The 13067-nt window shown below is 64.3% G+C and carries 14 protein-coding genes and 1 pseudogene; 12 read left to right on the top strand and 3 right to left on the bottom strand.

Features of this window, described 5'->3' with window-relative positions; translation table 11 throughout:
* Position 1: 1 nt before the first annotated feature.
* Both AC0L3J_RS13770 and AC0L3J_RS13765 read left to right on the top strand, forming a co-directional pair.
* The gene (locus AC0L3J_RS13770; RefSeq protein ID WP_473347353.1) at positions 2–1771 is read left to right on the top strand and encodes a branched-chain amino acid ABC transporter ATP-binding protein/permease; all 1770 of its coding nucleotides are present in this window, start codon (positions 2–4) and stop codon (positions 1769–1771) included.
* Complete coding sequence (locus tag AC0L3J_RS13765) at positions 1768–2499, top strand: ABC transporter ATP-binding protein (RefSeq protein ID WP_473347352.1); 732 nt, start codon at positions 1768–1770, stop codon at positions 2497–2499. Before AC0L3J_RS13770 ends, AC0L3J_RS13765 begins: the two co-directional genes overlap by 4 nt.
* A gap of 204 nt (positions 2500–2703) precedes the next feature.
* On the opposite strand, the gene AC0L3J_RS13760 is transcribed toward AC0L3J_RS13765, so the two are convergent.
* A complete protein-coding gene (locus tag AC0L3J_RS13760) occupies positions 2704–3327 on the bottom strand; it encodes a pyridoxamine 5'-phosphate oxidase family protein (protein ID WP_473347351.1) in 624 nt (207 codons plus the stop codon).
* A 120-nt stretch (positions 3328–3447) separates the two neighbouring features.
* Here AC0L3J_RS13760 and AC0L3J_RS13755 point away from each other — a divergent pair, with 120 nt between their 5' ends.
* Complete coding sequence (locus AC0L3J_RS13755; RefSeq protein WP_473347350.1) at positions 3448–4332, top strand: LysR family transcriptional regulator; 885 nt, start codon at positions 3448–3450, stop codon at positions 4330–4332.
* A 5-nt stretch (positions 4333–4337) separates the two neighbouring features.
* Here the strand turns inward: AC0L3J_RS13755 and AC0L3J_RS13750 are convergent, their stop codons facing one another.
* The gene (locus AC0L3J_RS13750; protein WP_007599679.1) at positions 4338–4757 is read right to left on the bottom strand and encodes a PaaI family thioesterase; all 420 of its coding nucleotides are present in this window, start codon (positions 4755–4757) and stop codon (positions 4338–4340) included.
* A gap of 140 nt (positions 4758–4897) precedes the next feature.
* A pseudogene (locus AC0L3J_RS13745) lies at positions 4898–5026 on the bottom strand (FAD-dependent monooxygenase); the annotation flags it as partial.
* Positions 5027–5189: 163 nt separating this feature from the next.
* Between AC0L3J_RS13745 and AC0L3J_RS13740 the strand changes: the two are divergent.
* The 9 genes from AC0L3J_RS13740 to AC0L3J_RS13700 all read left to right on the top strand — a co-directional run bounded on the left by AC0L3J_RS13740 (position 5190) and on the right by AC0L3J_RS13700 (position 13060).
* A complete protein-coding gene (locus AC0L3J_RS13740) occupies positions 5190–6206 on the top strand; it encodes a TRAP transporter substrate-binding protein (protein WP_456766366.1) in 1017 nt (338 codons plus the stop codon).
* Positions 6207–6425: 219 nt separating this feature from the next.
* Positions 6426–6935, top strand: coding sequence for a TRAP transporter small permease (locus AC0L3J_RS13735; RefSeq protein ID WP_007599673.1), 510 nt, complete (start codon positions 6426–6428; stop codon positions 6933–6935).
* Positions 6936–6937: 2 nt separating this feature from the next.
* Positions 6938–8257 carry a TRAP transporter large permease gene (locus tag AC0L3J_RS13730; RefSeq protein WP_027515392.1) on the top strand — a complete coding sequence of 440 codons (1320 nt, stop codon included), beginning with the start codon at positions 6938–6940 and terminating at the stop codon, positions 8255–8257.
* Positions 8258–8270: 13 nt separating this feature from the next.
* Entirely contained in the window at positions 8271–8732 is a 462-nt protein-coding gene (locus AC0L3J_RS13725) for a DUF3237 domain-containing protein (RefSeq protein WP_473347349.1), read from the top strand.
* Between the two features lie 67 nt (positions 8733–8799).
* The gene (locus AC0L3J_RS13720; RefSeq protein WP_473347348.1) at positions 8800–9096 is read left to right on the top strand and encodes a type II toxin-antitoxin system RelE/ParE family toxin; all 297 of its coding nucleotides are present in this window, start codon (positions 8800–8802) and stop codon (positions 9094–9096) included.
* 3 nt (positions 9097–9099) lie between these two features.
* Complete coding sequence (locus AC0L3J_RS13715; RefSeq protein ID WP_247283472.1) at positions 9100–9399, top strand: addiction module antidote protein; 300 nt, start codon at positions 9100–9102, stop codon at positions 9397–9399.
* A gap of 180 nt (positions 9400–9579) precedes the next feature.
* Positions 9580–10389, top strand: coding sequence for a crotonase/enoyl-CoA hydratase family protein (locus AC0L3J_RS13710; RefSeq protein ID WP_473347347.1), 810 nt, complete (start codon positions 9580–9582; stop codon positions 10387–10389).
* On the top strand, positions 10386–12272 hold the full coding sequence (locus tag AC0L3J_RS13705; RefSeq protein ID WP_473347346.1) for a feruloyl-CoA synthase: 1887 nt from the start codon (positions 10386–10388) through the stop codon (positions 12270–12272). Before AC0L3J_RS13710 ends, AC0L3J_RS13705 begins: the two co-directional genes overlap by 4 nt.
* Before the next feature lie 26 nt (positions 12273–12298).
* On the top strand, positions 12299–13060 hold the full coding sequence (locus tag AC0L3J_RS13700) for an SDR family NAD(P)-dependent oxidoreductase (protein ID WP_473347345.1): 762 nt from the start codon (positions 12299–12301) through the stop codon (positions 13058–13060).
* Positions 13061–13067: the final 7 nt, after the last annotated feature.

Raw genomic sequence — 13067 nt, 5'->3', positions numbered from 1 at the left:
GATGCAGAGCCGGCTCCCCATCCTCATCTTCGCAGCTGTCATGGCGGCGATCCCGTTTGTTCCGGGCATGCCCCCGTTCTGGATCGTGCTACTCGACAATGTCGGCCTCACCGCCCTGGTCGCGATGGGCCTCGTGCTGCTGACCGGTGTCGGCGGCCTGACCTCGTTCGGACAGGCGGCCTTCGTCGGCTTCGGCGCCTACACCACTGCGGTGCTGTCGACGACCTACGGCATGTCGCCCTGGCTGACGCTGCCGCTGTCGCTGCTGGTCAGCGGATTGCTGGCGGTGCTGCTCGGCCTCGTCACGGTCCGTCTCTCCGGCCATTATCTGCCGCTCGGCACGCTCGCCTGGGGACTCGGCTTGTTCTATCTCTTCAGCAAGCTGGAGTTTTTGGGACGGAACGACGGCATTTCGGCGATCCCGCCGCTGTCGATCGGCTCGTTCAAAATGCTCTCGCCCGGCTCGATCTACTACGCGATCTGGGTTGCCGTGATCCTCTCGGCGTTGCTCACGATGAACCTGCTGGACTCCCGCACCGGCCGCGCCATCCGCGCGCTCCGGCGCGGCCATGTCGCGGCCGAGGCGTTCGGCGTGCACACGCCGCGGGCCAAGATGCTGGTGTTCATCCATGCCGCCGTGCTCGCCGGCCTCTCCGGCTGGCTCTATGCCCATCTTCAACGCGCGGTGAATCCGACGCCGTTCGGCGCGCAGGCGGGCATCGAGTATCTCTTTATCGCCGTGGTCGGCGGCGCCGGCTATGTCTGGGGCGGCGTCCTCGGTGCGGCGCTCGTCGTGGTCCTGAAGGAAGTGCTGCAGAGTTACCTGCCGCTGATCCTGCCCGGCTCCGGCCAGGTCGAGACCATCGTGTTCGGCATCATGCTGGTGGCGCTGCTCCAGCTCGCACCCGGCGGCGTCTGGCCCTGGCTGATGTCGTTCCTGCCCCAGCGTACCAGTGGCAAGAAGCCGGACACTTCGCTGAAACTGGAGCAGCGCACCCGCTCGCCTGGCCAATCCAGCGTCCTGCTTCAGGTCGAGAAGGCGCGGAAGCAATTCGGCGGCGTGGTCGCGGTGAACAACGTCTCCTTCGACGTTCAGGCTCGCGAGATCGTCGCGCTGATCGGCCCCAACGGCGCAGGCAAGAGCACCACCTTCAACCTGATCACCGGCGTGCTGTCGGCCAGCTCGGGCTCGATCTCCGTGCTCGGCAACAAGGTGGACAGGGCGCCGCCGCAGGAGATCGTCAAGCTCGGCATCTCCCGCACCTTCCAGCACGTCAAGCTGGTGCCTGATATGACCGTGCTGGAGAATGTCGCGATCGGCGCGCATCTGCGCGGCCATTCGGGACCGATCTCCTCGATGCTGCGGCTCGACCGCACTGATGAGGCAAAGCTGCTCGCCGAAGCCGCCCGCCAGATCGAGCGCGTCGGACTTGGCGAGCAGATGCATCAGCTCGCAGGCTCGCTCTCGCTGGGACAGCAACGGATCGTCGAGATCGCTCGTGCGTTGTGCGTCGATCCGATGCTGCTGCTGCTCGACGAGCCGGCGGCCGGCCTGCGCCACATGGAGAAGCAGCAGCTCGCGAGCCTGCTGCGGGAGCTGCGCGACGGCGGCATGAGCGTCTTGCTCGTCGAGCACGACATGGGCTTCGTCATGAACCTCGCCGACCGCATCGTGGTGCTCGATTTCGGCACCAAGATCGCCGAAGGAACGCCGGCCACGATCAAGACCAATCCCGAAGTGATCAAGGCCTATCTCGGAGTGGCGGCATGAGCGCGCTGTTGTCCGTCGCCGACGCCCATGTCGCCTATGGCAAGGTCGAGGCCGTGCGTTCGGTTTCGCTCGAAGTCGGCCAGAACCAGATCGTCACCATCGTCGGCGCCAACGGCGCCGGCAAGACCACGCTGCTCTCCGCCATCATGGGGATCTTGCCGCTGAAGGGGCGCGTGGCATTCGCAGGTCAGGACCTGTCGCGGCTCGACATCGAGGACCGCGTCGCCATGGGACTTGGCCTCGTTCCCGAGCACCGCGAATTGTTCGTGACCATGAATGTCGAGGACAATCTCGAGTTGGGGGCTTTCCGCATCGAGAGAAGCAAGGCGAAAACCTCGATGGAGCGGGTCTACACGCTGTTTCCGCGGCTCAAGGAACGGCGCAAGCAGCTCGCCGGCACGCTCTCCGGCGGCGAGCAGCAGATGCTCGCAATGGGCCGCGCGCTGATGGGCGAGCCCAAGCTCCTGATGCTGGACGAGCCGAGCCTCGGCCTCGCCCCGATCATCGTCGCCGACATTTTCCGCATCGTCACTGAACTGCGCGCCGCCGGCGTCTCCGTGCTGCTGGTCGAGCAGAACGCGCAGGCCGCATTGAAGATCGCGGATCAGGCCTATGTCATGGAGCTCGGCGAGTTCGTGCTCAGCGGCAAGGCCAGCGACATCGCGGCAAACGAGCGCGTCGCCGCCAGCTATCTCGGCTTCCAGCACGAAGGCGCGAGCGGGTTGTAGTGCGCAGTCAACTCCTCTTCCCTTCTCCCCTTGCGGGAGAAGGTGGCGCGAAGCGCCGGATGAGGGGTATCCATCCAAACGGAAAGCGCTTCATTCGCGGAGAGAACCCCTCACCCGTCTCGTCGCTCCGCGACGAGCCACCCTCTCCCGCAAGGGGAGAGGGTACGCCGCACAAGCCGCTCTAGCTTTCGTTGGCAGGTAAGCTCAACTCGCCCCCTTCTCCCCCTTCAGCGCCGCCACCTCTGCTTCCAGCTCCGCTATTTTCGCATCCCTTGCCGCCAGCGCCGCTGCCACATCGGTCGCTTCGAACTTCTGGGGGATGTGCTGCGGGCAGTTTGTATCCCACGCTTCGATCTTGAACAGGATCACCTGCTCCGGCCGGGCGCGATAGCCTTTCGGCATCAGTGATGTCGTCAGCGCCTCGTCATCCTCGACCACCCTCGCCTCGCCCCAGATCTTCACCCGGCGGCGATGGGCGTAGTCCATCACGAAGATGTAGGCCTTGGGATTTTCGAACAGATTTCCCTGCGTGATGTATTGACGATTGCCGGCATAGTCCGTGAAAGCCAGCGTCTGCTTGTCCAGCACCTTCAAGAAGCCCTTCGGGCCGCCGCGATGCTGGATGTAGGGCTGGCCGTCGGCCGAAGCCGTGGCAAGATAAAAGCTGTTGGCATCGGCCAGAAACGCCGCGAGGTTCTCATCGACCTCGGTGCGCCAGCCGCGCTGCTCGGCATGGGCATAGCCTTCGCGTGATCCCTTTCGGGTCTGGATCGACTTCACCGCCGGCGTGAATGCCACGTCGCTGGCGTAGGTCTGAGTTTCCGTCATCGGACCATCTCCTGAAATCCCGGCGCGTCCTTGCGTCTTCGCGATGTAAGATGGACCTTCCGCCGGCTAAAACAATCAGCCGGCTTGACACTTCATCATTGCGTTATATGCAATAATGCCATGGACCGCCTTGAAGCCATGCATGTTTTCGTCACCGTCGCCGATTTGCGCGGCTTCGCGCCGGCGGCACGAAAACTGCGGCTGTCGCCCTCCGCCGTGACGCGGCTGATCGCGGCGCTGGAGGAGCATCTCGGCGCGCGGCTGTTGCAGCGGACCACCCGCCAAGTGACCCTGACCGACGTCGGCACGCGCTATCTCGAGCGTGCGCGTCGCATCCTCGCCGATGTCGAGGAGGCCGACGGCTCGGCACGGGAGGAGCGCAACCGGCCGAGCGGGCGGCTGGTGGTGTCGGCGCCGGTCGGCTTCGGTCGGCTCCATGTCGGGTCTGTCATGACCGCCTACCTCAAACGCTATCCCGAGGTCGCCTGCGAATTGCGTCTGTCGGACAACCTCGTCAATCTCGTGGAAGACGCTGTCGACGTCGCGGTGCGGATCGGCCATCTCGCCGACTCCTCGCTCGTCGCGCGCCAGGTCGGCGAGATGCGGCGGATCGTGGTGGCGACACCGGGCTATCTGAAGCGCCATGGCGAGCCGAAGACGCCGGAGGCACTGCTCGGGCACCAGACCATCGCCTTCGGTCCATCCGCGAACTGGCGCTTCGTGCAGGACGGCCGCGACATCGAGGTGGCGCCGAATCCACGGTTCGCCAGCAACAGCGCCGACGCCGCCCTGCAATATGCCGAGGCCGGCGGCGGCGTGACCCGGGTGCTGGCCTATCAGGCCGCCGAAGGCTTGCGGCGCGGGCGGCTCAAGATCGTATTGGCGAACTACGAGCAGCCGGCGCTGCCGATCCACATCGTCTACCCGACCTCGCGCCTGCTCTCCGCCAAGGTGCGCGCCTTCGTCGATCTCGTGGTGGAGACCGCGGAGTGGAGATTCGGGTGACGTCTTCACCCCTTTTTCGGCACGACGCGAAAGGTGCCGCTGGCGCGCGCGATCACGGCGCCGTCGGCCTTGGCGAGGCACTGCGCGAAACAGATCGTGCTGCCGGTCTTGATCGCCTCGCCCTCGACCGCGAGCCATTGGCCGATCTCGCCGGCGCCGACATAGTCGACCGACAGCGAGATCGTGACCAACGAGGTGGTCCAGCCCGTCGCCTGCGCGCAGCTGTAGCCCATGGCGGCATCGGCCAGCGCTGCGATCAGGCCGCCATGGATCAGCCCGCGTGCATTGGTGTGCGGTGTTGCCAGCCGCAATCCCACGGTGACGCCGTTGTCGGTCTTCCTGGAGTAAAGCGGCTCCCACGGATCGGTGAGCGGGGCTTTGCGGAAATGCGGCTCGAAGCCGGCGGGAATGTCGGTGCTGGTCATGTCCGTCTCGCGTTGGTGGCTGCCGCCATTGAACGCGAGGGACGTGACGGTTGCACCACCTACAAAGTTTTAAACGGAATTTGCGCGGGTGTTTGAAAGAAGCGGCGCCGACGCGAGCACTCGTAGCAACCATTAAGAACTAGGCGGCCGAGCACATGGTCCGGGCTCTGCCGCTCCAGAACGACATTGTCGATGCCATAACCGTGCAGCAGTTGCCCAAGCAACAATCCAGCCGGCCCTGCCCCGATGATTGCGACTTTTGTCCGCAATACTTGCTCCTCCCGATCCTGTAGGCTTTCGGTTGGGCAAAAAGGGAGTGCGCGGCGGCACGCCGCGCCAGTTCCGGCTTGAACGCGCCGGCCAATTAGATAACATGTTAATTAACGAGACCGGGCCATCGAAGCCCGCCGTCAAAAGAGGGAGAGACGCGTGATGAGGAAAGCCTGTCTGGCGTTGCTGCTGGCAGCAAGCGTGAGCCCTGCGCTCGCGCAGGACAAGACCTTCGATTTGAAGATCTCGCACTGGGTGCCGGCATCGCATCCGCTGCAGAAATCGCTGGAGGACTGGGCCGCCGCGGTCGAGAAGGATTCCGGCGGCACCATCAAGGGCAAGGTGTTTCCGGCCCAGCAGATGGGCAAGGCCTTCGACCATTACGACATGGCGCGCGACGGCATCGCCGACGTCACCTATGTCAATCCCGGCTACCAGCCCGGGCGCTTCCCGATCATCGGCGCCGGCGAATTGCCGTTCCTGATCTCGGATGCCAAGGGCGGCTCGATGGGGCTGGATGCCTGGTACCGCAAATACGCCGAGAAGGAGATGAAGGACGTCAAATACTGCCTCGCCTTCGTCCACTCGCCCTCCTCCTTCCACTCCAAGACCAAGAAGATCGTGATGCCGGAGGACGTGAAGGGCCTGAAGATCCGGCCCGCCCACGCCACCATGGCGAATTTCGTCACCTCGCTCGGCGGCACCAATGTGCAGTCCTCCGCGCCCGAAGTGCGCGACATCATCGAGCGCGGCGTCGCCGACGGCGTCACCTTCCCCTGGGGCTCCCTCGTGCTGTTCGGCATCGACAAGGTGACAAAGTACGACATGGAGGCGCCGCTCTACACCACGACCTTCGTGTTCGTCATGAACAAGGACAAGTACAATGCGATGTCCGACAAGCAGAAGGCCGCGATCGACAAGAATTGCACGGTCGAAATGGCAGGCGTGGTCGGCGAGCACTGGGGCAAGTTCGAGGATGCCGGCATCGACAAGGTCAAGGCGGAGTCCAGTCACGAGGTCTACAAGCTGACGCCCGAGCAGACCGCCGCCTGGAAGAAAGCTGCCGAGCCCCTGGTGAAGACCTGGAGCGACGGCGCAAAGAAGGCCGGCGCGGATCCGGATGCGGCACTTAGCGAGCTGAAGGCCTCGCTGAAGAAGTACAACGCGCTGGCGGAGTAGCGCGATGGCGGGCTCTTCTTCCCCCTCTCCCCGTTCTTACGGGGAGAGGGTTGGGGTGAGGGGCCGGTTCCGCAAAAATAGTGACAAACGGACTCGCGGAGAGCCCCCCTCACCCGCCTCGCATCTTGCGATGCGACGCGGCCTCTCCCCGCGCGCGGGGAGAGGCGAAGGACCACCGCCGGAGTCGACAACGAGAATGACAATGCGCAGGAAGCTCCCATGAAGCGCAGCTGGATGGATCGCGTTATCGATTCGATCGAATGGATCGCAGCCGCTTTCGTCGGCATCGTCGCGCTCGACATCTTCCTGTCGGTGTTGCTGCGCAACACGCTGAATTATGCGATCCCCGATAGTTTCGACATCGGCCGCATGCTGCTCGGCATCCTCATCTTCTGGGGCATCGCCGCGACCTCCTATCGCGGCACCCACATCACGGTCGATTTGGTCTGGGGCAATGTCGGGCCGCGCTACCAGCGCTGGATCGACGTGTTCGCGACCCTGGTGCTGCTGTTCGTCGTGACGGTCCAGACCTGGACGCTGTTCGACAAGGTTCGCGGCACCTACAACGACAACGTCCAGACCTTCGACATGCACATGCCGACCTGGCCGTTCTTCGCGATCGCCTGGATCGGCGACGTCTCGGCCGTGCTGCTGATCGCGATCCGCACCTACCGGTTGATCTTCCATCCCGAAGAAATGCACGACCCCAAGCTGAAGGCGACGGAGTAATCATGAGCACCGATGCCGTCGCCGTAATCGGCTTCGTTTCCCTGTTCGCCCTGATGCTGCTGCGCGTGCCGGTCGGCATGGCCATGGGCCTCGTCGGCGTCTCCGGCTTCTCCTATCTCGTCGGCGCCACGCCGGCGCTGAAGCTGGTCGGCCAGACCTCGATGCGCACGGTGACCGACTACACCTTCGGCGTCATTCCGATGTTCTTGCTGATGGGCTCCTTCGTCAGCAATTCCGGCATGAGCCGCGAGCTGTTCCGCGCCGCCAACGGCTTTGTCGGCCATTTGCGCGGCGGGCTCGGCATCGCCACCGTCGGCGCCTGCGGCGGCTTTGCCGCGATCTGCGGCTCCTCGGTCGCGACCGCAGCGACCTTCTCCGCGGTCGCGTACCCCGAGATGCGCCGCTTCGGCTATCCGCAATCGTTTGCCACCGGCGTGATCGCGGCCGGCGGCACGCTGGGCGCGATGCTGCCGCCTTCCACCGTGCTCGCCGTCTACGGCATCATCACCGAGCAGGACATTGGCAAGCTGTTCATCGCCGGCATCATCCCGGGCATCCTGGCGATGACCATGTACATGATCACGATCTTCCTGATCGGCTATTTCCGGCCCGACTTCCTGCCCAAGGGCAAGGTGCTGCCGTGGCGCGAGCGCTTCGCCGGCCTGAAGGACATCTGGGCGCCGGTGCTGCTGTTCGTGTTCGTGATCGGCGGCCTTTACGGCCTGCCCTATTTGCCGCGCTTCACGCCGACGGAAGCCGGCGGCGTCGGCGCTGCCGGCGCCTTCATCATCGGCGTGGCGACCGGCCGCCTCGACCGCGAGAAGATTCTGGCCTCGCTGCTGCAGGCGACGCGCACGGCGGCCGCCGTGTTCACCGTGCTGATCGGCGCCTTGATCTTCGGCTATTTCCTCACGGTGACGCAGACCCCGCAGAAGGTGACGGAATTCCTCACGGGCCTCGGCCTCGGCCCCTACGGCGTGCTGGCGCTGATCATGGTGATGTATCTCGTGCTCGGCTGCCTGATGGACGCCATGGCGATGATCATCCTCACCGTGCCGATCATCTTCCCCGTGATCATGCATCTCGGTTTCGACCCGATCTGGTTCGGCGTCATCATCGTCATGACGGTCGAGCTCGGACTGATCCATCCGCCGGTGGGCATGAACGTCTTCGTCATCAAAAGCGTGGTGAAGGACGTCTCCTTCTCCACGATCTTCAGGGGCGTGATCCCGTTCGTTGCAACAGACCTCGTGCGCCTGGTGATCCTGATCGCCTTCCCGCTGCTGGCGACATGGCTGCCGACGCGGATGATGGCGCATTGAGAGGGGTGAAGCGATGACCATGCCGGCGCTGGAAACCAGATACGTCTTTACCGTCACCGCACGCATCGGCGACGTCGTCACCGCCGGCGAGACCGGCATCGGCATTCGCCGCATCATCCCGATCATCGGCGGAGAGGTGACCGGCGCGATCACCGGCAAGGTGCTGCCGTTCGGCGCCGACTTCCAGACCATCCGCCCGAATGAGCTGATTGATCTCGAGGCCAAATACGCCTTCGAGACCGACGACGGCGCAATTGTCTATGTCGAGAACAGGGGCATGCGCTTTGGCCCGGTCGAGCTGTTGCAAAAGCTCAAGCGCGGCGAGCCGGTCGACCCGAAGCAGATCTATTTCCGCACCGTGCCGAAGTTCGAGACCGGGCATGAGAAATACCGCTGGCTGATGGAGCACATCTTCGTCGGCTCGGCAGCGCGGCATGCCGACCGCGTCGTGATCGACGTGCACCAGGTGATGTGAACGCGTCGCGCCACACCAAGCCGGCTAGTCCATTGACATCACGGGGCCTGTAGCGTATACGCTACAGATGCTGACGATCAAGAGAACCGACGAGTTCTCTGACTGGCTTAGAAGCCTGCGAGACCGGAGAGCGAAGGCAAAAATCCTCGCCCGGATCGATCGGCTGGCGCTCGGCAATCCCGGAGACGTTGCTCCGGTCGGAGGCGGCATCAGCGAAATGAGAGTTCACGAGGGCGCCGGATACCGGATCTACTACGTTGCCCGAGGCGAGGAAATCATCGTTCTTCTTTGCGGTGGCGATAAAGGCTCTCAGCCAGGGGACATAGCGTTGGCAAAGAAGATCGCGAGCGAATTGGAGGTCTGAGCAATGGCAAAAGTGAAATCATTTGATGCTGCGGAGTACCTCGACAGCCCCGAGATGGTTGCGGCCTATCTCACCGAAGCCTTTGAATCCGACGATCCGTCCGCAATAACGATGGCAATCGGCGCCGTCGCCCGCTCTCAGGGCATGGGCGCCATTGCCGAAAAGGCCGGTCTATCCCGTGAGAACTTGTATCGCTCGCTTGGCGGCGAGGCCAAACCCGAATTCGGCACTGTGATAAAAGTTCTCCACGCCATGGGTATCAATCTTGTGGCGCAACCCCAAAGCGGAACCAAGGCGGCGTAGCGGCCGGATAGCATCGGCGTCCGCGACATTTATCCCAAGCCTGTGTGTCGGGCATTCGGGCAGGGTCGCTGCACCCGCGTGTCGTCCTTTTCCGGACTACTGCATCGGCCTCCCCGCTGTCAGCCGTATTGACTCCCCCTGAATTCGTTATACAACATAACTATTCTGACAAGGACGCAAATGACACAGGGAAACGCCGAGACCGCCGACGCGGGCGCCTCCGGGCTTTTGAGGATCGAGCGGGCGGACCGGGTTTTGACCGTCGGCCTGAATCGGCCGGCCAAGCGCAATGCGCTCAATGACGGCATCATCCTGGAGATCGGCGAGTGTTTTGCGTCCCTGCCCGAGGATATCGGCGCGGTCGTCATCCACGGCATCGGCGACCATTTTTCCAGCGGTCTCGATCTCTCCGAACTGACCGACCATGACGCCACCGGCGGCCTTCTCCATTCCCAGATGTGGCACCGGGTGTTCGACCGCATCCAGTACAGCCGCGTGCCCGTGATCGCCGCGCTGAGGGGCGCCGTGATCGGCGGCGGGCTGGAGCTCGCCTGTGCGGCGCATATCCGCGTCGCCGAACCCTCGACCTATTTCGCGCTGCCGGAGGGGCAACGCGGCATCTTCGTCGGGGGCGGCGGTTCGGTGCGCCTGCCGCGGCTGATCGGCGTCGCCAGGATGATGGACATGATGCTGACCGGCCGCGTCTATTCCGCGACCGAAGGCACCTCCTACGGCTTTGCGCAATATGTCACGGAAGCCGGCAACGGCCTCGGCAAGGCGATGGAGCTTGCGACCAAGGTCGCCTCCAACGCGCCGCTGACCAATTTCGCCGTGCTCCAGGCGTTGCCGATGATCGCGGAGGCCAATCCGCAGGCCGGCCTGTTGATGGAATCGCTGATGGCGACGGTGGCGCAGAGCGACAAGGAAGCCAAGCGCAGGATCCGCGAGTTCCTCGAACACAAGACCGCAAAGGTGAAGCCGAAATCATGAGCGCGCAGCCGTCGTCCTCTTCCAGCATGGAGCGCGGCGCGAGCACTTCCCCGCTGCGGCCCATTTCGTTCGGCGATCCCGTCGTGAATATCGAGCGGCGCGACGACGGCACGATTTACCTGCGGCCCAAACAGCCGCTCGGCGATTATCCGGCCCGCATCACCGACCGCCTGCATCACTGGGCGAGCGCGACGCCCGATCGCGTGTTCATGGCCGAGCGCGAAGGTGGCCGCTCCTGGCGCAAGATCAGCTACGCCGAGCTGCTCGCCGCGAGCCGGCACATCGCCTCAGGACTCATTGCGCGCGGGTTGTCGGCGGAGCGGCCGGTTGTCATCCTCTCCGGCAATTCGATCGATCATGCATTGCTGGCGTTCGGCGCGTTCTATGCCGGCATTCCGTTCTGCCCGGTGTCGCCGGCCTATTCGCTGGTATCGAAAGATTACGGCAAGCTCTCCTACCTGATGAAGCTGCTGACGCCCGGCCTCGTCTTCGCCGAGGACGCCGACAAGTTCGCCGACGCGCTCGCGGCCAACGTCTCGCTCGGCACCGAGATCGCCGCGTCCTACGGCCACGTGCCGGGCCGCGACGTCACCTCGCTCGCCGACCTCATGGCAACCCCGATCCGCGCCGATCTGGACGAGGTTCACGGCAAGATCGGTCCCGACACCATCGCGAAATTCCTGCTGACGTCGGGCTCGACCGGCAACCCCAAGGCGGTCGTCAACACCCAGCGCATGATCTGCGCCAACCAGGTGATGCTGCGCGAGACGCTCGCCTTCCTCAAGGACGAGCCGCCCGTCATCATCGACTGGCTGCCCTGGAATCACACGTTTGGCGGCAACCACAACATCGGACTGACGCTCTACAATGGCGGCTCGATGTATCTCGATGCCGGCAAGCCGGTGCCTGGAGGCATCGAGGAGACCGTGCGCAATCTCCAGGAGATTTCGCCGACAGTCTATTTCAACGTGCCCAAGGGCTACGAATCGCTGCTGCCTTATCTGCGCGACGACCAGGGCCTGCGCGCGAAATTCTTCGACCGGCTGCACGCGATGTTCTTCTCGGGCGCGGCCCTGTCGCCGTTCGTCTGGAACAGCCTCGACGAGCTCGCGGTGAAGGAAAAAGGCTACCGCGTGCCGATGCTGACCGGCCTCGGTGCAACCGAGACCGCGCCGTTCTTCATGTCGGTCAACCCGCGCACCAGCCGCTCCGGCCATGTCGGGCTTCCCGTATCCGGCAACGACGCCAAGCTGGTGCCGAACAACGGCAAGATGGAAGTTCGTTGCAAGGGGCCAAACGTGATGCCCGGCTACTGGCGCCAGCCCGACATCACCGCGAATTCGTTCGACGAAGAAGGCTTCTACAAGCTGGGCGACGCCCTCAAGCCCGTCGATCCCGATGATCTCAATGCCGGCTTCGATTTTGACGGGCGCATCGGTGAGGATTTCAAGCTTGGCAGCGGCACCTGGGTCAGCGTCGGCCCGTTGCGCGCGCGCTTCGTTGCGGCCTGCGCACCACTGGTGCGCGACGTCGTCATCGCCGGCATCAACCGTGACGAGGTTTCCGCGCTCGTCGTGCTCGATCTCGATGGCTGCCGGCTGATCAACCCGACGCTGCCGACCGACGACCTCGTCGTCGCGACCCGCGACCGGCTGGTGCGCGAGGCATTTCGCGAACGGCTGACCCGCTTTCTCGGCGCGGCCACGGGATCCTCGACGCGGATCACGCGCGCGATCCTCATGGACACGCCGCTCTCGATCGACAAGGGCGAGGTCACCGACAAGGGCTCGATCAACCAGCGCGCGGTGCTCGAACATCGCAGCCTGCTGATCGAGGAGCTCTACGCTGCCAATCCATCGGACCGTGTGATATCGGTCGGCTAAGAAAACTTCGCTAAAGGGAGAACGCCATGTTGTTGAAGGACCAGGCAGTCGTCGTCACGGGCGGCGCGTCGGGACTGGGCGCGGCGACCGCGCGTAAGCTGGCGGCGCAGGGCGCCCGGGTCGCGGTGTGCGACCTCAATGCCAAGCTCGCCGAAACTGTTGCCGCCGAGATCAAGGGCGTCGCGGTGACCTGCGATGTTTCCGATGCGGCTTCCGCGGAAGCTGCGATCGCGCAGGCGACCAAGGCCCATGGACCCGCGCGCGTGCTGGTCAATTGCGCCGGCATCGGCGTGGCCAAGCGCGTCGTCGGCCGCGACGGACCGATGGCGCTCGCCGATTTCGACAAGGTGATCAAGGTCAATTTGATCGGCACCTTCAACATGCTCCGCCTCGCCGCAAACGAGATGTCCAAGCTCGAGCCGCAGGCGACCGGCGAGCGCGGCGTCATCATCAACACGGCGTCCGTGGCCGCTTATGACGGCCAGATCGGGCAATCGGCCTATTCGGCCTCGAAGGGCGGCATCGTCGGCATGACGCTGCCGATCGCGCGCGAGCTGGCGCAATTCGGCGTCCGCGTGCTGACGATCGCACCCGGCCTGTTCCTCACGCCGCTGCTCGCCAACCTGCCGCAGGAAGCCCAGGACTCGCTTGCCGCCGCAATCCCGTTCCCGCGCCGGCTCGGCCACGCCGACGAGTTCGCGGCGCTCGCCCTGCACATGGTCGAGAATTCCTACCTCAACGGCGAAGTGGTGCGCCTCGACGGCTCGCTGCGCATGGCGCCGAAATAGGGCGCGG

The sequence above is a fragment of the Bradyrhizobium sp. Kon37 genome, assembly GCF_055807535.1.
The sequence above is the reverse complement of the archived record's forward strand: the minus strand, read 5'-3'. Positions and strand labels throughout refer to the sequence as shown.

Excerpts from the sequence above, each read along its gene's own strand:
- AC0L3J_RS13705 (WP_473347346.1), top strand. The coding sequence starts at position 10,386 with ATGAGCGCGCAGCCGTCGTCCTCTTCCAGCATGGAGCGCGGCGCGAGC.
- AC0L3J_RS13730 (WP_027515392.1), top strand. The coding sequence starts at position 6,938 with ATGAGCACCGATGCCGTCGCCGTAATCGGCTTCGTTTCCCTGTTCGCC.
- AC0L3J_RS13710 (WP_473347347.1), top strand. The coding sequence starts at position 9,580 with ATGACACAGGGAAACGCCGAGACCGCCGACGCGGGCGCCTCCGGGCTT.
- AC0L3J_RS13760 (WP_473347351.1), bottom strand. The coding sequence starts at position 3,327 with ATGACGGAAACTCAGACCTACGCCAGCGACGTGGCATTCACGCCGGCG.
- AC0L3J_RS13765 (WP_473347352.1), top strand. The coding sequence starts at position 1,768 with ATGAGCGCGCTGTTGTCCGTCGCCGACGCCCATGTCGCCTATGGCAAG.
- AC0L3J_RS13715 (WP_247283472.1), top strand. The coding sequence starts at position 9,100 with ATGGCAAAAGTGAAATCATTTGATGCTGCGGAGTACCTCGACAGCCCC.
- AC0L3J_RS13755 (WP_473347350.1), top strand. The coding sequence starts at position 3,448 with ATGGACCGCCTTGAAGCCATGCATGTTTTCGTCACCGTCGCCGATTTG.
- AC0L3J_RS13720 (WP_473347348.1), top strand. The coding sequence starts at position 8,800 with ATGCTGACGATCAAGAGAACCGACGAGTTCTCTGACTGGCTTAGAAGC.
- AC0L3J_RS13740 (WP_456766366.1), top strand. The coding sequence starts at position 5,190 with ATGAGGAAAGCCTGTCTGGCGTTGCTGCTGGCAGCAAGCGTGAGCCCT.
- AC0L3J_RS13750 (WP_007599679.1), bottom strand. The coding sequence starts at position 4,757 with ATGACCAGCACCGACATTCCCGCCGGCTTCGAGCCGCATTTCCGCAAA.
- AC0L3J_RS13700 (WP_473347345.1), top strand. The coding sequence starts at position 12,299 with ATGTTGTTGAAGGACCAGGCAGTCGTCGTCACGGGCGGCGCGTCGGGA.
- AC0L3J_RS13770 (WP_473347353.1), top strand. The coding sequence starts at position 2 with ATGCAGAGCCGGCTCCCCATCCTCATCTTCGCAGCTGTCATGGCGGCG.
- AC0L3J_RS13725 (WP_473347349.1), top strand. The coding sequence starts at position 8,271 with ATGACCATGCCGGCGCTGGAAACCAGATACGTCTTTACCGTCACCGCA.
- AC0L3J_RS13735 (WP_007599673.1), top strand. The coding sequence starts at position 6,426 with ATGAAGCGCAGCTGGATGGATCGCGTTATCGATTCGATCGAATGGATC.